The sequence below is a fragment of the Pseudomonas sp. SMV71 genome (assembly GCF_052042015.1).
Classification (GTDB): domain Bacteria; phylum Pseudomonadota; class Gammaproteobacteria; order Pseudomonadales; family Pseudomonadaceae; genus Aquipseudomonas.
Genome location: NZ_JBKGGU010000011.1, coordinates 33,403 through 54,182, shown reverse-complemented (window position 1 = coordinate 54,182; position 20,780 = coordinate 33,403). Strand labels below are relative to the sequence as shown.

Annotated in this window: 18 protein-coding genes; 10 read left to right on the top strand and 8 right to left on the bottom strand. The window is 51.6% G+C overall.

Features of this window, described 5'->3' with window-relative positions; all coding sequences use genetic code 11:
* Positions 1–46 precede the first annotated feature (46 nt).
* Genes ACLEJQ_RS13260 through ACLEJQ_RS13225 form a run of 8 tightly spaced genes read right to left on the bottom strand, consistent with a single transcriptional unit; the run spans position 47 to position 10,678 of the window.
* Positions 47–1,264, bottom strand: coding sequence for a glycosyltransferase (locus ACLEJQ_RS13260; protein WP_440795628.1), 1,218 nt, complete (start codon positions 1,262–1,264; stop codon positions 47–49).
* Positions 1,264–3,207 (bottom strand): methyltransferase domain-containing protein, encoded by a 1,944-nt coding sequence (locus ACLEJQ_RS13255; protein ID WP_440795626.1) that lies wholly within the window; start codon positions 3,205–3,207, stop codon positions 1,264–1,266. The genes ACLEJQ_RS13260 and ACLEJQ_RS13255 overlap by 1 nt, the downstream gene beginning before the upstream one ends.
* Positions 3,204–6,434 (bottom strand): glycosyltransferase, encoded by a 3,231-nt coding sequence (locus ACLEJQ_RS13250; RefSeq protein WP_440795624.1) that lies wholly within the window; start codon positions 6,432–6,434, stop codon positions 3,204–3,206. Before ACLEJQ_RS13250 ends, ACLEJQ_RS13255 begins: the two co-directional genes overlap by 4 nt.
* Complete coding sequence (locus ACLEJQ_RS13245) at positions 6,431–7,459, bottom strand: acyltransferase family protein (RefSeq protein WP_440795622.1); 1,029 nt, start codon at positions 7,457–7,459, stop codon at positions 6,431–6,433. Before ACLEJQ_RS13245 ends, ACLEJQ_RS13250 begins: the two co-directional genes overlap by 4 nt.
* Before the next feature lie 33 nt (positions 7,460–7,492).
* Positions 7,493–8,251 (bottom strand): ABC transporter ATP-binding protein, encoded by a 759-nt coding sequence (locus ACLEJQ_RS13240; protein WP_440795620.1) that lies wholly within the window; start codon positions 8,249–8,251, stop codon positions 7,493–7,495.
* Positions 8,248–9,045 carry an ABC transporter permease gene (locus tag ACLEJQ_RS13235; RefSeq protein ID WP_440795618.1) on the bottom strand — a complete coding sequence of 266 codons (798 nt, stop codon included), beginning with the start codon at positions 9,043–9,045 and terminating at the stop codon, positions 8,248–8,250. The genes ACLEJQ_RS13240 and ACLEJQ_RS13235 overlap by 4 nt, the downstream gene beginning before the upstream one ends.
* Complete coding sequence (locus tag ACLEJQ_RS13230; RefSeq protein WP_440795616.1) at positions 9,042–9,554, bottom strand: GNAT family N-acetyltransferase; 513 nt, start codon at positions 9,552–9,554, stop codon at positions 9,042–9,044. The genes ACLEJQ_RS13235 and ACLEJQ_RS13230 overlap by 4 nt, the downstream gene beginning before the upstream one ends.
* A complete protein-coding gene (locus tag ACLEJQ_RS13225; protein WP_440795614.1) occupies positions 9,551–10,678 on the bottom strand; it encodes a DegT/DnrJ/EryC1/StrS family aminotransferase in 1,128 nt (375 codons plus the stop codon). The genes ACLEJQ_RS13230 and ACLEJQ_RS13225 overlap by 4 nt, the downstream gene beginning before the upstream one ends.
* Positions 10,679–11,692: 1,014 nt before the next feature.
* On the opposite strand from ACLEJQ_RS13225, the gene ihfB reads away from it, so the two are divergent.
* The 10 genes from ihfB (at position 11,693) to ACLEJQ_RS13175 (ending at position 20,732) form a co-directional block, all read left to right on the top strand.
* Positions 11,693–11,989, top strand: a complete 297-nt coding sequence (gene ihfB / locus ACLEJQ_RS13220; protein ID WP_440795612.1) for an integration host factor subunit beta — start codon at positions 11,693–11,695, stop codon at positions 11,987–11,989.
* Positions 11,990–12,016: 27 nt separating this feature from the next.
* The gene (locus ACLEJQ_RS13215; RefSeq protein WP_440795610.1) at positions 12,017–12,256 is read left to right on the top strand and encodes a lipopolysaccharide assembly protein LapA domain-containing protein; all 240 of its coding nucleotides are present in this window, start codon (positions 12,017–12,019) and stop codon (positions 12,254–12,256) included.
* 228 nt (positions 12,257–12,484) lie between these two features.
* The gene (rfbB, locus tag ACLEJQ_RS13210; RefSeq protein ID WP_440795609.1) at positions 12,485–13,561 is read left to right on the top strand and encodes a dTDP-glucose 4,6-dehydratase; all 1,077 of its coding nucleotides are present in this window, start codon (positions 12,485–12,487) and stop codon (positions 13,559–13,561) included.
* Positions 13,558–14,451: a dTDP-4-dehydrorhamnose reductase gene (rfbD, locus tag ACLEJQ_RS13205; protein ID WP_440795608.1), complete on the top strand. Its 894-nt coding sequence runs from the start codon at positions 13,558–13,560 to the stop codon at positions 14,449–14,451. The genes rfbB and rfbD overlap by 4 nt, the downstream gene beginning before the upstream one ends.
* Complete coding sequence (gene rfbA / locus ACLEJQ_RS13200; protein WP_440795606.1) at positions 14,448–15,335, top strand: glucose-1-phosphate thymidylyltransferase RfbA; 888 nt, start codon at positions 14,448–14,450, stop codon at positions 15,333–15,335. Before rfbD ends, rfbA begins: the two co-directional genes overlap by 4 nt.
* A gap of 52 nt (positions 15,336–15,387) precedes the next feature.
* On the top strand, positions 15,388–16,311 hold the full coding sequence (locus ACLEJQ_RS13195; RefSeq protein WP_440795835.1) for a glycosyltransferase: 924 nt from the start codon (positions 15,388–15,390) through the stop codon (positions 16,309–16,311).
* On the top strand, positions 16,308–17,267 hold the full coding sequence (locus ACLEJQ_RS13190; protein ID WP_440795604.1) for a UDP-glucose 4-epimerase family protein: 960 nt from the start codon (positions 16,308–16,310) through the stop codon (positions 17,265–17,267). The genes ACLEJQ_RS13195 and ACLEJQ_RS13190 overlap by 4 nt, the downstream gene beginning before the upstream one ends.
* Positions 17,267–18,310: a glycosyltransferase family 2 protein gene (locus tag ACLEJQ_RS13185; protein ID WP_440795602.1), complete on the top strand. Its 1,044-nt coding sequence runs from the start codon at positions 17,267–17,269 to the stop codon at positions 18,308–18,310. The genes ACLEJQ_RS13190 and ACLEJQ_RS13185 overlap by 1 nt, the downstream gene beginning before the upstream one ends.
* 111 nt (positions 18,311–18,421) lie before the next feature.
* Positions 18,422–19,447, top strand: coding sequence for an MraY family glycosyltransferase (locus ACLEJQ_RS13180; protein WP_440795601.1), 1,026 nt, complete (start codon positions 18,422–18,424; stop codon positions 19,445–19,447).
* Between the two features lie 187 nt (positions 19,448–19,634).
* Positions 19,635–20,732, top strand: coding sequence for an acyltransferase family protein (locus ACLEJQ_RS13175; RefSeq protein WP_440795599.1), 1,098 nt, complete (start codon positions 19,635–19,637; stop codon positions 20,730–20,732).
* The last annotated feature ends 48 nt before the right edge of the window (positions 20,733–20,780 follow it).

Genomic DNA, 20,780 nt, shown 5'->3' with positions numbered 1-20,780 from the left:
AATTTACGATCCTGATAAATAAGGGGAGCCACTATCGAGAGGCTTTTCAAAGAGCTTTGTCGCGTAGCAAGACAAATTTAATGCGATTAATGAGCTTCTCGGCGACTAGGCGCAATCCCCCTTCAGCGTAGACGGTAGAAGCCCGCACCCATAGCGACTCGAATCGCAGGAAGTGCGCGAGAAGATAAGATTTCAGCTTATTGATACGCAGCGGTTTGATCCTGGTGCGCTTCATGTGCCGCTGAACCTGAGTAAAGTGATTGGACCAGATCATTGCTACCCGTTCAACGCTGTGCTTTTCAAGAACGTCTTCATAGGCGTTGCTCGCAATTCTGGCTCGCAGGGCGGGATCGGAAATCAACCGGCTTATGGCTGAAATCCACGCTTGAGTCGTATGTTCGGTCAGCAGCCCGGTTTCACCATCGACGACTGAACGTTGATAGGGTGGCATATTCGAATAGATTCCGGCTATGCCGCACGCTGAATACTCTCGGTATTTGTTGTTGGTTTTGCAGCGATTAGAGTAATTATCGATCAGTGGTGCTAGTCCGATCGACCACTGTCGCTCCTGTTTGAAATGTATAAAACCTTCATAGTCGCCATTGTGGGGAAAGGTACGTATGCGACTATCAGACCCCAGGTCAGACGGCGTAGCGCCTATGAATTCGAATACTACCTGCGGATACGCGTCCAATATCGGCCGAATCACCGGTTTGATGATCTCCAGATCATCGACTCTGGATGGGCTTCCTGCAAACCCGATACGCAACTCCCCGTGCGTCAAAGGTTGTGCAGCCCTTAATAATGAAAAATCGAAAAATGATGGCAATATTTCGATTTTTTCATTGAACTGATACAGGAAATCCGCCAGCAGGTCAGAGTTGGTCAATACGCGGTAGGCCCCGGAAACGGCGGCCTCCAACGTGTGACGGATAAGTGGGTGCTGGTAGTAAAGGGCAATAGGGGAATCGCCCTCGATTTTCCAGAAGTTATCATCTATGTAATAGATGTACGGGTGGCGGGCGTTGTGTAGCCTGTCAATCCAGAGCCGCAGCGACGGATCGCCGCTGCGGACAAAAAACGGAATGGTGGTTTTTCGAATATCCGAAGGTTTCAGCGCAGCCAGGAAGACCTTACGGTAAACGATTCCGTAAGGCTCACAGGCAGATAGCATATGCTCGATCAAATGGGTCGTGGCGATCTCCCCTTCGATGACCAGCAGGATATCTATGTTTGGCTTTATCAAGCTGCGACCTTCAGCCATTACTGTAGTGCGGCAAAAGGGAAGTATTTGTAGCGCTTTCTGATCAGCGAATACTCGCTGACTTCATAAAGACCAACGGGAACGTCGGAGTCTTTGACAAAAATGCGCAAATACCAGTTCTTCTCCAATGTCGTCGCTGCCGGAAGCTCGAAATGCGTCGGCGCATCAGGATTGACGACGGCCAGCGGCAGGGCGACCTGTGCAACGACCTCCTTGTCGCTGGAGACAATTTCGATACCCACCAGCCCTTGGTTTCCGCGCATTAATGGTCGGATAGCCAGAGTTATACGGCGAAGATTGTCTTGTTTGATCGGCATGAGGTACTCCCGATACGGAACATTTCTCAAGTCGTCCCCCAAGGCCAGCATCGGACGGGAAGTGTTGAGAAGGTGTTTTTCCGTGAAGTTCCTGAGGGAAGAAAATGCCGGTGAGATCGAGTCCCACAGTGAGCCTTTGCTCTTGTACAGCGAGACCAGTTGCAGGGAGCGAGAGGCTCGATAGCCGCTTACTTCGGTCTGGAGATTGTCGATTACCTGGAGCGCCTCATGGCGCGAATGATCAGCATGCTGCTGTGCGTTGCTGAGCGCCAGTTTCAGATGTTTCACCTCTTGCGCCAGTGGCGACTGGATTTGGGAAGCTTGCCGCGCCGAGGTCAGTTCCTCGTTGAGCCGGCTGTGCTCGCTTTTCCAGGAACCTTCCTTGGCACGGTACCAATCGATGATGCCGTTCGCCGTAAGGAGCTCGGCCTTGAGCAAGGCTACTCTCGCCTCAATAGTTGCCAGGCTTTCCAGTTTGTCACGCAGTTCCTGGTTTGTCCGTACCAGGGCCAGGACTTCGTGATTGGCTTGCGTGGCAGCAGACTGGGCATCACTCAGGCTCTGCATGAGCTCGTCAAGCCGTGCAGATGATTGTGCGGCTTCATCCTGAAGTCGCATATTTTGTTCGTTGAGGCTCAGCGCTTTATCATTCAGCAATTGATGCTGCAGCTCGGACTTCATCAATTTGATGTTGCTTTCATGAAGCTGATTATTCAGCAGTTCGGTCTTTTCAAACAGCCCCATTACCTGCAAGCGCAGGTGATGGTTTTCAGTCCTTGTCTCATGGAGCAAGCGTTCAGATTGCGCTCGATCTTCGGTCAGCTCATTGATGCGCCGCTCGACAGCCACATCTGGGGCCTGAGCCAACGGTGTTCTGTTAGCGAGCTCAAGTTTCAGTTCTTCGATACGCTGACGAAGCGCCGCTTCACTTTGGGTGAATTTTTGAATGATCTGTTCTTGCTCGTGCATCTTAAGGTGCCTGATGTAATAAGGTTCATAGGGTACGAACGCGTCGACATAATCGGAGAAGCTGGCGTCAGGCGAGCGTTCATCACCTTTCCAAACGATAAGCTGGTACATGATCTGTTCACATACGTTGAACCGTTCGTTACGAAACTTTCTCTTTTGTTCAAGAGGAAGGTGGCTGTATTCGGGGAAATAGAAAAACTCAACGTTGATCAATCGAATATCAAGGCCCGGGTTGGAGTTGTCCGACTTTGAAAGTCCCCATGGACGTTGTACCGGGTCAGGATAATCAAGCGGGTCTACTGGCGTCTCGGGATGGTCCGTCCAGAAACGAGGCGTGTGCTCATTGAATACGGTGAGGTGGTAGGGGTTTGCGACGTTCAGTTTCTGTTCGTAATAAGGCGCGATGATGCATACCTGAGCGCCGTGCTTACACACACGATAAATTTCGCGCATTGTGAACATCAAGTCCTTGGTGTGTTCCAAGGCATGTGATGAAAACAGCAGATCAACCGAATCATCTTCTAACGGTAGAACTGCATCAATATCGGCCAGAATATCGACTTCCGGCATAGGAAACCGATCAATTCCGATGAATCCTTCCTGCTTGCGTTTACCGCAGCCGAGGTCGATCCTTACTGGTTCGTTTTCAGGTTTCATTTATCCAGGGCTCTGCACATTTGGCTGATCTGACTGCGCGTTGTAAAAAGAGTTTCGAGCAGCATATCTTCATTTGAAGGTATCGACGGTCTCTTTTCCGCTACTGATGCGGACTGTACCGGGACTTGATGTTTGGAGAACTCATCAAACGCCTGGTTGTACAAATCCACCAGTTCGGATCGAACGTACGTAGGCCGGGCGAGGAACTGCATGGATCTCTGAGCACGGTCCACAATTTCCAGGCGCTGTTCAGGTGAAAGGCGCATATATTCCGAAATCGCGGCGGCCATCGCTTCAGGGCTATCGTTCTTGGAAAGGAAGCCACTGTAGCGGTGTTTGATAATCTCGCCCACGCCACCTACGTTCGTCGAAACCACCGGGATACCCATCGCCATGGCTTGCAGCATGGTTTGCGGCATCGATTCGTCAGTGGCAGAAATCAGTAGCAGATCCGCTCGGTCATAGAAGGGCTTCGGATCATCAATAAAGCCATGCAGCGTGAATTTGTCTGGGAAACCGCTGTTTTTGATCAATGAAGTGCATTGTTGGACATACACGTCGTTGAATACGTCATAGCCAATCAGGTCCACAGAGACATCAAATCCGGCTTCGTTCAGCAATATTGCGGCCTGGATTGCACCCAACTGGTTTTTCCTGGGCTGGAGTGTGCCCGAGACGAGAATACGAAGTGCGTTCTTGGTGTTTGCCACGCGCTTCCGATTTTCACCAAACGCCTTGAAGTAATCGTCAGCGACTGGGCAGACGATGCGTCTGGCCGGGCTTTTCGACAGGCTCGCCCATTTAAATCCGTGAGTAAGCGAAGAGCAATGGATCGAGTCGGCAAAGCGAACAACAAACTTATCGGCGCCTTCGTAGTATTGATGGACACTTGCTGTACATGGAATGCCCAGCCGTTTGGCCAGCAAGCTCATGGTGGGTGACCAGGTTGTAAAGTGCAGCAGGCCGATATTATTGTTCGCCAGACGGCGGGCGAGAATATTTGCAGCCAACTCATCCTGCGGTTGGAATGGGCGCTGGGGCTGAGGGGGTTCCGTGTAGCCCGACGGCCAACTTTCTTCTATCAAATCAGCTCCGCCAGTGGCCGCATCCCAACGCGATTTGAATGCGCTGCTATAGACAGCATCTTTGGGAACGAGCCCCAGGACACGGAAGCCAAGGGACGCAACGAGGCTCGCATGTCTGATCAGATGAAGCGTGGCGCCGCCCAGCGCTGCTTCGTGGAAACTATAGGCGATAGTCTTGTCGCCGAGCCTCGAGTGCAGGCGAACGGATTCGAAAGTAGCCAGAAAGTCGTAGAACTGTGATTCGGTGGTATACCGCGACAGAACCAGGTCACGAGCATTTTCAAGCATCTCGGTCCGTTCCTGCTGGCTCATCGAGTACGCTTTGGCCAAAGCACTTTCCCACGCTTCGACAGTGTTCTCGACCTTGATGCAACAGGCGTCCGGGATATCGGAATAAGGGACTGCGTCAGTGAAGATGCAGACCGCCCCCGCAGCGACTGATTCCAAAAGCTTGACGGGGCTTTTGCTGCGCGCTGCCCGTGTACTGAAGTCGAGAGGGACCAGTGCCACGTCAAAGCTGCACATGCTCAAATCCCGCACGTAACTTTCATAGACATGGGTGAACGGCTTGAAATACACCGGGCAATCCAAGGGGCCGAATTTATCCGGGTCCAATCCCCAGAAATGAAACTCCACGGAGTTCGAATTCTTACTGACGAAACTTGATAGCGCCGGCCATAGCTCGCGCAAGATATCTTCGCGCACAGCCCCGGACATAATGGCGAACTTCAGACGCTTGTCGCGACGATATGTGCGCTTCTGAACGAATCGGGCATGGATATTGGTATGGAGTCGGGCTGTCTTGCTGTTGAGTTCGCCCAGATCCTCATTGATCGCATCGCTGTACCCGATGCAGCAATCCACATTCTTGATCTGATGGACAATCTCCTGGTACGCTGGCGTGCCTGGCGCCAGGAAGCTGTGCTGCGGTCCAACCGAATGGAAGTGCAGCATGTTGTCATCCATCAAATATGCCATGGGCGTCTTGCCCTTTTGGATATTGATGAAATGACTGGCGGCAGCGCCAACGGTGCGGTAGAGCACTGCCACGTCGATACCGGTCAAATCGACGGTCAGCAGCTCGTTTTCCTTGACGAAAGTGCTATTGACCGCACGTTGCTCCGGCAGCGTCGTGAAATTATTGATCGTGACATCGACCGAAGTGGAGTAGTCCGGCTTGACGGTCAACAAATGCAATTTGCGACCGCGGGCGCCCGCTGCCACAGCCATTTCGCTATCGCTGCAGTAATCATTAAACTTCGTCAGGAAGGGAATAGCTTCCATTCGCCGGTATTCGTTGATCTCCGCATCGGTGAACGAGCCGGAAAACTGCGCGAGATCGACAACGTCATAGTTGCCGATGGCCGCGGGCGTCAGCAACTGGTCCCGTGGTATGGACAGACTCTTGCGGTACCGGGTGAAGAACAGAGGAATTTCCTTGCCCAGCGAGTCGGCCAGGTTAGCGCGCACATGCGACGTTACCTCATCCACCCAAATAAAATCGGCATGTTTGGCAAATCTTAGCCACAGATCGTAATCCGAAAAACGCCGCATCATGACGTGCGAGTCGTACATGCCGGCGATATCGTACAGCGCTTTGTGATGCATTACGGTATTGTTCGCTATGTAGTTAGCGTTCATCAACAAACCGTAATTGAAGGGACCGCCCAGCTTCCGGGAGGTTGTCGTTCCGTCAGCAAGTGCAATGTCGACACTGGCATTTCCATAGACAACTGCAGGTTTGCTGCATTTATCAAGCTGCTCTACACGTACCTGCAGGCTGTGTTGCGTCCATAAATCATCGTCGAACTGATAAGCGATGTACTTGCCTTTCGCCAGGAGCGCGGCTTGATTGACCCGCAGGGCCGGCAGTCCACTGTTTTTATGGTAGGAGTGGACGATGATGCGTGGATCTTTCTTCAGGTATTCCTGCAACACCGCCGCGGACCCGTCCCGAGAGCCATCATCCACAATGATCAGCTCGAAATCTTCGTAGCTCTGGGCCAGCACACTGTCGATGGATTCCTGGAGCGGGCCATGTCCGCGAGAGTAAGTAGGCAGGATCACGGTGACTTTAGGGGCCGACGGAGCCTTGCTACTGGCGTAGACCTTAAGGTCAGTAGAAAAGTCGCTAAATTTCATGGCTGTTCCAAGGGCTGTTTTAGTTGGGGCGTGGTGTGATGAGAGAGCAGGCGATCAACCATTGGCCGTATCTTCTGTTGATATAGCCAGTACTCAAACTTGCCAAAAGCTATAGAGGTGGGGAGCGCTACGAGCGTCATCAGCAACAAGGAGGTATGGAACGTGGCACCTGATGCCTTGAGGGCCAGATACAGGCAATAAATAATTGGCAAGTGCAGTAAATAGATACCGTATGAGTAGTCCCCTAAAATAGTTAATAACTTGGGGAAAGGTTTTAGCTGGATGGCGAACAGGATAAGCATCGCGCCGACCAGCGAGGTACTTAGCAAATATCTGGATTCTGCAAAGAAAATTGATTCTGCGCCAATGAGGAGAAATCCCATATAGGCTGAGGTCTTATGGGGTGAAAGAGTGAGGCGGGCGAGAAAATAACCGGTAATAAAAAATATATTAAGGGGAGACAGGAAAATCGTAGTGTAGTCCGGGCTGGGTAGGCTGATTGATACACCGTTATGACCGGCGACAAGAATTGATGCCAACCACAATAATAAGGCGGCGTTCATCAGCGGCGCCCGTGCTCGTGTTAGCAGCATTAATAGAACGATAAACGTGTAGAAGAACATCTCATATATAAGTGTCCAATACGGCACCTGGAAAGAATCGTTCAATGAGCCTGAAGGGAACAAAAGGAGTGATGCCCAGTTGCTCAAGGCAGGGCGATGAGTAGAAAAAAGATAAAAAATTGCGGTTGAAGTTATCAGTGCAATACAGTAGGCCGGGTATATCCGCGCCAATCGATGACTGGCAAAAAGTTTGGGTTTTTTATCGGTTTGAAGAGCTATTACGAAACCGGAAATAATAAAGAAGACGTAAACGCCTACGCCGCCGAAATTAAATTTTCGAAAGTCTAGGGCCGCGTCTCCAATGACTTGACTCGAGAAAAAGTAGGCGTGCTGCAAGAATACCAGCGCTGCGGCGAACAAGCGTAACGCTTGGATATTCTTGAGTGTTGATGTCCCTATCATATTCTTCCTTCTAACGGGATGCTTGTTACTTGATTACAGGCTGTTCGTATGCGCATCGTTGTAGCGCTTGACGATCTCGTCAGTGGGGCCGTCTGCCACTATCTGGCCCTTGTGCAACCATATTGTCCTGTTGCAGAAGTCATTCAAGAGGCTAAAATTGTGAGTTGTAAATACCAGAATCTTGCCCTGCTCCATGAATTCAAACATTCGACGCTTGGCTTTCTCTGCAAAGGAGATGTCGCCGGCTCCCATGACCTCGTCGATCAGGAGAATTTCCGGATTGATACTAGTCGATACGGCAAACGCCAGGCGAATGAACATTCCTGAGGAATATGTTCGTACCGGATAATCAAGAAAGTCTCCAAGCTCGGTGAACTTGGCGATCTCTGGAAGTTTTTCTTCAATCGCCTCCGGTGACATGCCCAGCAACAGACCGCGAATACGAATGTTGTCCCAGCCCGACTGGTTCATTTCGAAACCGGTAGCGAATTCAAACATTGGGCAGACATGGCCCTTGATTGAAACGGTGCCTGACGTCGGTGGGTAAATATCCGCCATCACTTTTAGCAAAGTGCTCTTGCCGGCACCATTGAGCCCTATCAGCCCAACGCGTTCTCCATGGTTGATCTCCAGGTTAATGCCTTGCAGCGCGGCGATGCGATAATTGGTGGCAGTCGCTGCGTTGCGTGACAGCAACTTGCGCCTGACCCAGCTTTTCAACCCCTCTTCGCTGCTCAATGCTCCTTCGAAAGTAATATCGACATTCTTCAGGACAAGTGATGCATGAGTCATAAAAGGAATACCACGCGAGAGTCGAGCTTCATGGCCACGAGTAGTGACAGAAGCCAGGAAGTCAGTACGTAGACACCAGCCCACATGTAGTTTTCAGGTAGTGCCAGTTCACCCTGGATGATTGGGTGCCGTACGACATCAATAAGATAATAAAGCGGATTGAGCTGATAAATGAACCCAAGCCCTTTTTCATGCAACATCTGAATCGGGAACATGATGGGCGTGACGAAGAACATCATTTGCAGCATCACAGCCATTGCGTGGGGAAAATCGCGAAATCGGGCGCCGAGGTAGGCGCTAATCGTGATGTGTCCGAAGGCCGCCATGATCAGAAGCAACAGCCCTGGAATGGCATATAGCCAGCCCATCGCGTTGACTTCATGAAAAAACAGCTGCACCGGTATCACCACCGCGATACCGATGAGCAGTACGATAACGCTTGATATCAGGGTTCTCAGCAGATAGATCTGCTTGGGATAAGAAAATTGCTTGATGTATCCCTCGGCCCTGACAAAGGTTGCGCTGGCATCAGTGATGGACGCGACGATGAACCCCCACAGTGCAAAACCGCATGCCAGATAGGGCAAGAACTCGTGGACGGGCTGACCGAATAACAGTCCGTAGATGAGACCCACACCTGTGACAAAGAAACCGGTTGTCAGCACGATCCATAGCGGACCTATGAACGACCGGTGAAATCTTGCCTTGATATCCTGAACGCCCAGATATGTCCAAACACGCCACATTTTCAATGCGCGGCCGCTATCGATAAACAGTCTTGTGACACTCGTCATTCAATTCCCGCCTGGTTCTTCCGCACGCCCATTCTAATCAATCCCTCGTAACGCTGCTCTTCCTGAAAGCCATGCTTGAGGTATAGGCGGATGGCACGTTCGTTAGTCTCGATTACTTCGAGAAAAACGTATTCCAGATCAAGTACTTCCCAACAGATACTCAACAGGATCCCACACGCTCGACTGATATAGCCGCGCCCTGCACGGTCCGGATCAGCCAGGAACCGACCAACTTCGGCCGAGCGTGCCTGCCAGTCAATTGCGTAGACGGACGCTTGCCCTACCAGCGAACCTTCCGCTTCAACGACGAACAGATAGTCAGTGTCCTTAGGCTGGTAATGCTTGTGAAACCAATTGGAATGTTGCTCATAGGTTAATGGAGTCGAAGTCTTGAACCAGACACGAGCCTCGTCCCGGTTACGCCAGGACAAGGTCTCATGTAAGTCACTCTCTTCGATTAAGCGAAGACGCAACGCGTCGTCTCCAAACGAGGGGAGTGAACGCTTCATTTTGCGTAGCGGATCAGGAGTTCGCACACAGTATCGACGTCTGCGCGGGTAAGACCGAGGTGCATCGGCAGCGACAGGATTTCCTGGCTGGCCTTAGCCGCTTTAGGGCAGGTTCCTGCGCCGAACGAGTACATAGCGTATTCGGTGTTGTCGCGGTAATGCACGCCAGGATAGATCTGATGTTCGTTCAGGGCCAGCATGACTGCGTCCCGATCCTTGACGCGGACTTGCAGCAAATGAGTCGAAGACTCGCAGCCAGGCGTAACGTCGACAATGCTGATTTTGGTCTGACCAGCCAGGTTCTCGCGATACCAGGAGGCCAGCTGACGGCGGTAAGCGTTATCCAGGTCCAGATACTTTAGCTGCACCAGGCCCATCGCGGCCATGATCGAGTTGCCGTGATACTTGTAGCCCAGCTCCTCCACGTCATACATCCACTTATAGGCACCTTGTGCGGCAGTACGTGCAAAGGTGTCTTTGTTGATGCCCAGCCAAGTCAGTTTGCGAACGCGCTCGTCGTCTTCGCGATCCCTGAAGCAGATCATGCCGGAGTCGGCAGTCGGCAAGTTCTTGACCGCCTGGAAGCTGAACACGACGCTGTCTGCTTCCTGGCCGACATGCTTGCCGTTGACGCGGGTGCCCGCCATGTGGGCTGCGTCGAGAATAAGCTTGATGCCGCGCTCTTTACAGATCTCCACTATTTTCTGGTATTGCCCAACGTTACCGCCGATACCGACGAAAATCAGTGCTTTGGTCTTCGAGGTGATGCGTTCAACGACGCTCTCCGGATCCAGGCACAACGATTCGTCGACATCAGCAAATACCGGCTTCATACCGGCATACAGAATGGCATGGTTGGTGGAAATGAATGTCAGTGGAGTGGTGATGACTTCATCATCATTGGCCCAGCCAAACTTGGTCTTGAACAGCTCAACGGCCAGGTGCAGGCCAACTGTATTGGAGCTCAGGAAGTGAGCGTGTGGTAAACCGGTGTAGGTTTTCCATTCTTCTTCCATGGTGGCTGTCTTGAAGCCTAGGCCGGTCCAGCCTTTTTCGAGACATTCGCGAATCGCGGCGAGGCATTCATCAATGCGGAATTTTGGAACGAACAGCTGAATCGACATGGGAATATCCTTATAGGTAGGTTTGGCCAAAGCTTGAAGGCGCTGTACATACCGATCGGGTTTTATGCAAGTGTTGGATAGATAACTTGGAAGCCGGCGAAGATCGCTGGTGCTCAAGCTCTATTGGTGTGGCACTGGGCCGGTAAAGCAGGGTGAAGCAAGCAGGACGAAAAGCGATCTCCTTATCTCGTTCCGGACAATAGGAGGCTTTCCACGTGCGAAGGTCAGTGCTTCCGGTGGCGGCCCTGTTCGAGCGCCCCCAGCAAATCTGCCACAAGACTTGGTAGCGTGGGCCATGCCAGACATGCAGCAAATAAGCGGAAATGGACAATTGTTCGTTTCGGTAAAGGGCACGTTACATGTCCGCATACCCATCAAGCCCGTAGAGGCGGTAAAGGGAACACGGGACCAGACATTCGCTTGTGTCAAAAACCTTTCTTCCTAGGCTGTCTCGGGCTCGATTTCGTTAGTACGGCATCGATGGGACTACCTGTTACCACGTAGTTTCCTAAGGCAGCGCAGGACTATTCCAGCTACGTGTGCAGATCCTTCCTACACGGGAGGAATCATAGTCATATCTGACCCGTGAAGCCATAACTTTGGATTGTTTAGCTAAAACTGGCCCGGAGGGCTGCGGTGGTCTGGCCCCCGTGCCCCGTTCATCACTCGCGAGGATTCTGGCGGGCAACGCGACGTGGCTCTTAGGATTGCGGTGGGGCTGGCCATTCGGGCATCTCCTTTGATGCAGGAGTTGGGGAGGTTGGATCGTGGCGAAAGGAGCATCGAGATGCTGTAAAAAGCAGTCATGGCAAAAAAGGGCATTTCCGTGCAGTGGGACCCCATCCTTGAGCTTTTTGTGGTCCGGCTCGTGAGGGAATGTCCTCTAGGACGCGCATGCCCAGTATCACAAAATATACACCGGCAGATTAGTCAAGACTTGAGCTGTTCAAAATCATCCTGGCGTGCTAAAACCTCTGAAGCGCTACCTAGCTGCTTGAAAAAGAAGGGGAAAATATGACGAAGTCGGAGTTGATCGAACGAATTGTCACCCATCAAGGGCTGCTCTCTTCCAAGGATGTCGAGTTGGCCATCAAGACTATGCTTGAACAGATGTCGCAAAGTCTGGCGACTGGCGATCGGATCGAGATCCGTGGCTTTGGCAGCTTCTCCCTGCACTATCGTGCACCTCGTGTAGGTCGCAACCCGAAAACAGGTCAGTCCGTCAGTCTCGATGGCAAATTCGTTCCGCATTTCAAGCCCGGTAAAGAGTTGCGGGATCGCGTGAACGAAGAGGAGGATGAGGGGCTTTGATAGCAATCGCAGATCAGGGAGGTCCTCGTGCGTAGCCTGAAACGAATTTTTTTCGCCGTGTCCGGCCTCTTGTTGATTTTGATGGTTTTGGCGTTTGTGCTGGAAAATCAACAATCAGTAGCGGTTTTGTTCCTGGGATGGACGGGCCCGCAGCTGCCCGTCTCGGTACTTATGCTCGTAGCGCTGTTGGTAGGTATGGTCATCGGGCCGATTCTGGGATGGCTATTCATGCGCAGGCCCAGAGCGTCGGCTAAGCGATTGGTCTGAGGCAGCTTTATTGACAGCCTACGTCAATTTTCCGTTACGAATTGTCTAATCCATTAGTAAATCCTTCACTAAGCTGTAAAATGCGTCGCCTTCCCCGATCAGGCGTAGCTCTGCGTCGGCTTGGGTGGTTTCCGTCGAAAGTCCGTGCCTATTGAGGTGGCTTCGGCGTTCATGGATCAGACAGTGCTCTGTTGGTGGCCTGTCAGTAACTCTAGGGTATGGTTTCGAGTGAAAATTCTAGTCACCGGCGGTGCCGGGTTTATCGGTTCGGCAGTCATCCGTCACATTATTTCCAACACCACCGACTCTGTCATTAATGTCGATAAGCTTACGTACGCTGGCAATCTGGAGTCCTTGGCCAAAGCCAGCCTGAGCTCTCGTTATACGTTCGAGCGCGTCGATATCTGTGATCGTACCCAGATCGATCGCGTGTTTGCTGAGCATCAGCCCGATGCCGTCATGCACCTGGCCGCAGAATCCCATGTGGACCGTTCGATTTCCGGTCCGTCTGAATTCATCCAGACCAACATCATTGGCACCTACACCTTGCTGGAAGCTGCTCGTCATTATTGGGCCGCTCTGGAGGAAGAGCGTAAAAGTCGATTCCGCTTCCACCATATCTCCACTGACGAGGTCTACGGAGATCTCGAGGGGCCGGAAGACCTGTTCACCGAAACCACTCCATATCAACCAAGCTCGCCATATTCAGCCAGCAAGGCCAGTTCCGATCACTTGGTTCGCGCATGGGCTCGTACCTATGGCTTGCCGACTTTGGTCACCAATTGCTCCAACAACTATGGGCCGTGCCATTTCCCCGAGAAACTGATACCGCTGATGATCCTCAACGCGCTGGAAGGCAAGCCTCTGCCCGTTTATGGCAAGGGTGATCAGGTGCGTGATTGGCTCTATGTCGAGGACCATGCGCGCGCGCTATATAAGGTGGTGACGGAAGGCGTGGTCGGTGAGACCTATAACATCGGTGGTCATAATGAAAAGCAGAACATCGAAGTTGTGTATACCCTCTGTGAACTGTTGGATGAATTGCGTCCGGATTCCGCTCACAGACCTCATGCGAGTCTGATTACCTACGTTCAGGATCGTCCAGGCCACGACCAGCGCTATGCTATCGATGCAAGCAAGATCCAGCGCGAGCTGGGCTGGATGCCGGAGGAAACCTTTGAAAGCGGTATTCGAAAAACAGTCGAGTGGTACCTGAGCAATGCTGAGTGGGTGGCCCACGTGAAAAGTGGTAGCTATCAGCAGTGGATCGACCAAAATTACGCAGGCCGCTCCAACAAAACATGAAAGTTCTTTTGCTTGGTAAGAATGGGCAGATCGGGTGGGAGCTCCAACGTTCACTCGTTCCGCTTGGTGAGCTAGTCGCGCTGGCTCGTCACTCAGTCGATGGTCCGTATCTGGACGTTTCCGACCTTGAAGCGCTGCGCGCAACGATCCGCAAAATCCAACCTGACCTTATCGTCAACGCTGCGGCGTATACTGGTGTCGATAAAGCCGAGTCCGAAAGAGAGCTGGCTAGTCGTGTCAACACTCAAGCCAGCGAGGTTATGGCTGAGGAAGCGGTACGCTTGGGAGCCTGGCTGGTTCATTACTCGACCGACTATGTCTTTAGTGGCGAGGGACGGGAACCCTGGAAGGAAACAGATGCGGTCGCTCCAGTGAATTTTTACGGCGAGAGCAAGCTCGCCGGAGAGCGTGCGATTATCGCCACGGGCTGCAAACATCTGATTTTCCGTACAAGCTGGGTTTATAGCGCTCGGGGCAACAATTTTGCCAAGACGATGTTGCGCCTGGCGAGAGAGCGTGAGGTCTTGAATGTTATTGATGACCAGATTGGCGCTCCTACTGGCGCTGAATTAATTGCAGACGTCACCGCTCTTGCTATCCAGCAGGTCTTGAGACGGCCGGAATTGGGCGGCCTTTATCACTTGGCAGCGGCTGGTGAGGTCTCATGGCATGGTTATGCCAATCATGTGATTGAATTTGCCAGGGCCAACGATGAGTCCCTCGCTGTCGAGACGATCAATCCAATTGGGGCCACGATGTATCCTGCCCCCGCTGTTCGTCCTCTGAATTCCCGATTAGATACACAAAAGCTGCGCGACAATTTTTCTCTACACTTGCCGGAGTGGCAAAGTGGTGTAACCAGAATGCTAAGGGAAGTGCTAAGCAAATGACCACGACAAATCGTAAAGGCATCATCCTTGCCGGTGGTTCAGGTACTCGCCTGCACCCATTGACCCTCGGCGTGTCCAAACAGATGTTACCGATCTACGACAAGCCGATGATCTTTTACCCGCTGTCGGTATTGATGCTGGCCGGTATGCGTGAAATCCTGATTATCTCTACACCTGAAGACCTGCCATGTTTCCAGAAGCTGCTGGGTGACGGTAGCTTGTACGGGATCAAGCTGACCTATGCGGAGCAGCCCAGCCCCGATGGACTGGCACAGGCTTTCATTATTGGTGAAGAGTTTATTGGCAAGGATCCTTGCTGCCTAATTCTGGGCGACAACATTTTCTACGGTCAGCACTTTTCAGACAATCTGCATTCAGCGTGTAGTCAGGAGCAAGGTGCTACAGTGTTCGGCTACCATGTCTCCGACCCTGAGCGTTTTGGCGTGGTGGAGTTCGATAAGTCTGGTCGTGCGCTAAGCATCGAAGAGAAGCCGCATAAGCCGAAGTCAAACTATGCTGTAACCGGTCTGTACTTTTACGATAATCAAGTGGTAGAGATCGCCAAGAGCATCAAACCGTCCGAAAGGGGAGAACTGGAGATCACTGATGTCAACCGGGCATATCTTGATCAAAAAGCACTGAACGTTGAAATGCTCGGCCGCGGGTTCGCATGGTTGGATACTGGTACTCATGATTCTCTTCTGGAGGCCAGCCACTTTGTGCATACCATCGAGCAGCGTCAAGGCCTGAAAGTGGCGTGTCTGGAAGAGATTGCATATCACAACGGTTGGATTACTGCAGAGCAGCTGCGTGCCCAAGCCGCAGCGCTCAAAAAGACAGGCTATGGTCAGTATCTGCAAAAGCTACTCGACTCACCAAGTTGAATGGCGTGTGTTGCCTCTTTTGCATTCGCGTTCCGTCGGTGTTTGGACTGATATGCCAATAGCGCAGCCTCAAGTCGCAGTTTTATTGGCAGCCTACAATGGAATGCGCTGGATCGGAGAGCAATTGGATTCAATCCTCCGTCAGTCTACAGTTCATGTAACCGTTTATATCAGTGTTGACCCGTCCTGCGATGGGACGGAGCAATGGTGCGCGGAGGCCACACAACGCTATGACAATGTAGTCTTGTTGCCCCCTGCGGGCCGTTTCGGTGGGGCTTCGCGCAATTTTTTTCGCCTGCTTCGTGATGTTGATTTTAGCGGCTTTGACTATATTGCTTTTTCGGATCAAGACGACATTTGGCATCTTGACAAGCTTGAGAGAGCGGTCCAGGCGATAAAGTCGCGGCAGGCTCACGCTTATTCCAGCAACGTGACCGCTTTATGGCCCAATGGCGACAGGCATCTTCTGAACAAGGCTCAACCACAGGCGCAATGGGATTTCATATTTGAGGCAGCTGGCCCTGGTTGCACTTATGTGCTGTGTCAGGAGCTGGCGGAATCAATGAAAAGCTCGATGCTTGCCAATTGGAATTTGCTTCAACAAGTAAGTTTGCACGATTGGTATTGCTATGCCTTCGCCCGGAGCCATGGTTATAGCTGGTACATCGATCCGAAACCTGCGATGGAGTATCGGCAACATTCGAATAACCAAGTGGGAGCGAACAAAGGCGTACGACCTTTGATCGCTCGCTACAGGCGTATTTACCAAGGTTGGTGGTTCAGTCAAGTTAAATTAATTGTTGCGCTCGTTGGGCTGGAAAAAGATCCGTTCGTTTCCAGTTGGTATTCTCTGGGTCGCATGCAGTTGATATATCTTTCGTTTAAAGCGGCACATTGCAGACGACGGTTAAGAGATAAGCTTCTGTTTTTTGCTGTGTGTTGGGCGGCTGTTTTACTGGGAAGAAATTACCCATGACGTCGCCACGTGTGCTTGTAACCGGGGCGGGTGGCTTTGTCGGAGAGTCGCTGATTCTGAAGCTTTTGGCCAGCGAGAGATTCATCCCTGTTGGAACGTCTCGCCGCACGATCAAATTGAATGCTCTGTGCCAAGTCTTGATGTTAGATTTGAATCGCCCCGAGGCATGGCCTTCGCTATTGGATATCCAAGTACTGGTGCATTGTGCTGCGCGTGTGCATGTGATGAACGAAGGGACAGAGGATCCGCTTACTTCTTTTCGACAGATTAACGTTCAAGCGACGGCCAATCTGGCAAGGCATGCGGCAAGCTGTGGGGTAAAACGGTTCATTTTTATCAGCTCTATTAAGGTGAACGGCGAGCAGACGTTCCCGGGAGCTCCGTTCACTGCGGATGACAAGCCGGCGCCTGAGGATCCTTACGGGATATCGAAGCTCGAGGCCGAACTTGTTTTGATGGAAATCGGGCGGGAAACGGGGATGGAAATCGTAGTCATTCGGCCGCCACTGATCTACGGAGACGGCGTCAGGGCAAATTTCCTTACGATGTTGAAGTGGTTGAATAAAGGGATTCCGCTGCCGTTTGGCGCGGTCAACAATCTGCGCAGCCTGGTCTCGATGGAGAATCTGGTCGATCTTATATTTGTGTGTATCGATCACCCCGGCGCTGCGGGACAAGTCTTTCTGGTCAGTGACAACGAAGACATATCGACCGCTCGTCTTTTAAGGGAATTAAGTATCGGGTTGGGCAAGAAGGTTCGCCTGCTACCTATCCCTCGGTGGCTGTTGCTGGGAATAGGTCGTGTGCTGAGAAAGGAGGCGTGGATAGGACGGTTGTGTAATTCACTTCAGGTGGATATTTCAAAAACCTGTGAGCGTTTGAACTGGAAGCCAAGAATAGATGCGGTTTCTGCTTTGCGAAGAACTGCTATCGGCTTCAAACAACGTGAGCGTTGATGCGGCTGGATGGATTTGGGATTTTCAACGCGATGGGAGGTACAGTGGTAGCTTCGTTTAAATCTGCACACATGGACAGTGATTCCGACGAGTCTCATTGCGATGAGGAGCTTATACCTTTTTCACCCGCCAGGCTTTCGGTGTTACTTTGTACCTTTAATGGCGGGCGATTCCTGAAGCAACAACTGGACTCCATTGAAAAACAAACGTTTGGGGATTGGCGATTGATCGTCTCCGATGACGGCTCGGTCGACGATACTCTGCATATTCTGGAGCAATACAGGACTCGCTGGGGAGAGGGCCGCCTGGTGCTACTGCGAGGCCCTAAGAAGGGTTTTGCCGCAAACTTCATGACGCTCACGGCCAAGTGTGAGGGGCAATCAGAGTTCTATGCCTGGGCTGATCAGGATGACGTGTGGCTTGAAGATAAGTTAGAACGGGCTATTACATGGCTCGACTTGCAGCCGCCAGATCATGCGGCTTTGTACTGCACCCGCACCGAGTTGATTGATGAACAAGGCGTATCCATAGGTTTTTCTCCGCTGTTCAGGCATCCGACCGCCTTCGCCAACGCGCTGGTCCAGAACATCGCCGGCGGAAATACGATGGTGTTCAATCAAGTAGGTTGCCAGACGATCAATGCTGCCGGGCAAAATGCAGTCGTTGCTCACGATTGGTGGGCGTATCTGGCGATTTCCGGGGTAGGTGGGCAAGTGTGTTATGACGCTCGACCGTCGATGCTTTACCGTCAGCATGGAGGAAACATCATCGGCTCTAACTCAAGCTTGGCCAGTCGGATCACGCGGATCCGAATGGTGTTTCGCGGGCGGTTCCGTCGCTGGAACGAGACAAATATCGCGGCACTTGCATTGATCGGAGAGAAGCTTACGCCTGCAAACCACCGCATTTTTGACTGTTTTAAGAAGGCACGTCAGCAGAGGGGGGTGAAACGGCTTTATTGGTTAAAATGTTCAAGTGTCTATAGGCAGACTGTCGCGGGCAATCTTGGCCTCTTGCTGGCGGCTTTTGTCGATGGAATCTGAGATGGCAAACTCGCGTTGCAGGTGTCGGACAACGGTCCTGAGGTTCTGTCCCTTTTCTGGGTTCCGATGCTTAGTCAGCGACCTACCTCTTATCCAACGGGTGCAAGCAACATGACGTTTGGCGCAGTGTTCCTAAGCGTTCTCGTCGCTTCCTGGGGGTTTACCTGGTTATTGCGACGTTATGCTTTGTCAAAGAGCTTGATGGACATCCCTAACGAGCGCAGCTCTCATTCGGTGCCAACGCCTCGCGGGGGGGGGATGGCCATAGTCTTCAGTTTCCTTGCCACCCTACCTGTCCTCGGTGTTTCAGGGTGGATGGACGATGGGGCCATATATGCCTTACTGGGAAGCGGCCTGTTGGTTGCTCTAGTTGGGTTTGCCGATGACCATGGGCACATCGCCGCAAGATGGCGCTTGATAGGACATTTTACGGCCGCTATCTGGGCCATATACTGGCTAGGCGGGCTGCCGCCATTGAAATTCATCAGTGCGTCAATTGATCTGGGCTGGCTCGGCCACGCACTGGCCGTCATCTACTTGGTATGGATGCTCAATCTCTACAATTTCATGGACGGTATTGATGGCCTGGCTGGTGCAGAGGCATTGATCGTCTGTTTCGGTGGCGCAGTTATTTGCCTGATCACCGGACAAGTCCAGCCGCTTTGGGGGGCGGTGCTTCTGGGCGCGGCAGTAACGGGGTTCCTGTGCTGGAATTTTCCACCCGCACGCATCTTTATGGGCGATGCTGGAAGCGGCTTTCTAGGTATATCCCTCGGGATTCTGTCGCTGCATGCAGGCGCCGTGGAATCCGAATTCCTTTGGAGCTGGGTTATTTTGCTCGGAGTCTTCATTGTCGACTCGACGTGGACGCTCGGCCGGAGACTTATCAATGGAGACAAGATTTATCAGGCTCATCGAAGCCACGCTTATCAGTACGCGTCCCGTCGATATGGTAGTCACAAAACGGTGACGCTGGGAGTTGCCGGGCTCAACGTGTTCTGGTTGCTACCTTGGGCTGTGGCAGTGGCGTCGGGGTATGTATCCGGTTTTATCGGATTGGTTGTCGCCTATGCTCCTTTGCTCTGCTTGGCTGCGTTGTTTAAAGCGGGCACCCGAGAGGCCCTTTCATCTGTTTGAGTCGTCTGTCAGATATTCAAGGGACGTTAAAAGATGGAAGTCGCGGAATAATGGTATGATTCACGGCCATTGTGCGAGCCGGATTTCCAAGCGTGGCGTTAGAGTGGACTAAGTAATATTTAGCTACGTATTGCTATATAAGGAAAGCGGTCAATTTCGGTGCGCTAGATAAGTTGGAGTGTTATGCATGTTGCATAAAGATAATAATTTAAATTTGCTTCGGCTTATTGCTGCACTAATGGTTCTGTATGCGCATTCTTTTGATTTCTATGGAGGCTCGGCACCTGTTTTTCTCGGTCTAACCCCTTATGGTGGTCTGGGTATAGATATATTTTTCATTATTAGTGGTTATCTGATAGTGAAAAGCTGGGATTCGTCGCCTTCAATAATAAATTTCCTAAGCAAGCGTTCATTGCGGATTTTTCCTGCTTTAATTGTGGTCGTGCTGATCAGTATGCTGGTTCTAGGCCCGATTGCTACGACCTTGAGTATTGGCGAGTATTTTGCACATCCACAGTTCATGTCTTATCTAAAGAATATTATTCTGAGTCCGGTTTTTTATTTGCCCGGAGTTCTTGAGCATGCAAGAGTGCCAAATGCAGTCAATGGTTCTTTGTGGAGCCTACCCGTCGAATTTTTTATGTACTTGATCGTTATGGGGTTGGGAATTCTTTTCCGCGGTGGGCGTTGGGTGTACGCTGTAGCCACTGGGTCGTTCACGCTCGTTGTGATTTTCTGGTGCTGGGCGGGCGCCCCTCCGACAGTCATATACGGCACTGATGTCCGGAATATTTTCCTGACGGGTATCTATTTCCTGATCGGCGCATGCTACGCAAAGTGGCGATTGGAACGAGGGTTCAGCTTATCGGGTGTATGTGTCCTGGTCATGGCAACGATATTGTTGGCGCCATATTCTGCGATTTCCAAATTCCTGCTGTGGCTAGCCTTGCCCTACATCGTACTGGCTTACGGCCTGTCCCACAGCCGGCTGGGAAGTTGGATCAATCGACTAGGTGATTGTTCTTATGGTGTGTACATATATGCCTTCCCTGTTCAGCAGTTTGTGCTGCTGAAATTTCCGACTATTTCGTACCCTGTTTATCTAGCCAGCACCGTTGTGATAACGCTGTTGCTAGGATACGTGTCTTGGTATTTTATTGAAAAACATTCATTGAAATTCAAACCTAAAGATAAATCCAGACGCCCTGAGGGCCTTAGCGAATCGAGAACATCATTTTCCCCGGCGATCGGTAGTGGTTTGGAAACGATGAAGTTTGATGGCTAATGATTTTAGATGACGGGTTGCAGGTAGTGATGAATATATTGGTCATTC

Bases quoted from the DNA above. Each gene is read 5' to 3' on its own strand.
- ACLEJQ_RS13260 (WP_440795628.1), bottom strand. From the start codon at position 1,264: ATGGCTGAAGGTCGCAGCTTGATAAAGCCAAACATAGATATCCTGCTG.
- ACLEJQ_RS13255 (WP_440795626.1), bottom strand. From the start codon at position 3,207: ATGAAACCTGAAAACGAACCAGTAAGGATCGACCTCGGCTGCGGTAAA.
- ACLEJQ_RS13250 (WP_440795624.1), bottom strand. From the start codon at position 6,434: ATGAAATTTAGCGACTTTTCTACTGACCTTAAGGTCTACGCCAGTAGC.
- ACLEJQ_RS13245 (WP_440795622.1), bottom strand. From the start codon at position 7,459: ATGATAGGGACATCAACACTCAAGAATATCCAAGCGTTACGCTTGTTC.
- ACLEJQ_RS13240 (WP_440795620.1), bottom strand. From the start codon at position 8,251: ATGACTCATGCATCACTTGTCCTGAAGAATGTCGATATTACTTTCGAA.
- ACLEJQ_RS13235 (WP_440795618.1), bottom strand. From the start codon at position 9,045: ATGACGAGTGTCACAAGACTGTTTATCGATAGCGGCCGCGCATTGAAA.
- ACLEJQ_RS13230 (WP_440795616.1), bottom strand. From the start codon at position 9,554: ATGAAGCGTTCACTCCCCTCGTTTGGAGACGACGCGTTGCGTCTTCGC.
- ACLEJQ_RS13225 (WP_440795614.1), bottom strand. From the start codon at position 10,678: ATGTCGATTCAGCTGTTCGTTCCAAAATTCCGCATTGATGAATGCCTC.
- ihfB (WP_440795612.1), top strand. From the start codon at position 11,693: ATGACGAAGTCGGAGTTGATCGAACGAATTGTCACCCATCAAGGGCTG.
- rfbD (WP_440795608.1), top strand. From the start codon at position 13,558: ATGAAAGTTCTTTTGCTTGGTAAGAATGGGCAGATCGGGTGGGAGCTC.
- rfbA (WP_440795606.1), top strand. From the start codon at position 14,448: ATGACCACGACAAATCGTAAAGGCATCATCCTTGCCGGTGGTTCAGGT.
- ACLEJQ_RS13195 (WP_440795835.1), top strand. From the start codon at position 15,388: ATGCCAATAGCGCAGCCTCAAGTCGCAGTTTTATTGGCAGCCTACAAT.
- ACLEJQ_RS13190 (WP_440795604.1), top strand. From the start codon at position 16,308: ATGACGTCGCCACGTGTGCTTGTAACCGGGGCGGGTGGCTTTGTCGGA.
- ACLEJQ_RS13185 (WP_440795602.1), top strand. From the start codon at position 17,267: ATGCGGCTGGATGGATTTGGGATTTTCAACGCGATGGGAGGTACAGTG.
- ACLEJQ_RS13180 (WP_440795601.1), top strand. From the start codon at position 18,422: ATGACGTTTGGCGCAGTGTTCCTAAGCGTTCTCGTCGCTTCCTGGGGG.
- ACLEJQ_RS13175 (WP_440795599.1), top strand. From the start codon at position 19,635: ATGTTGCATAAAGATAATAATTTAAATTTGCTTCGGCTTATTGCTGCA.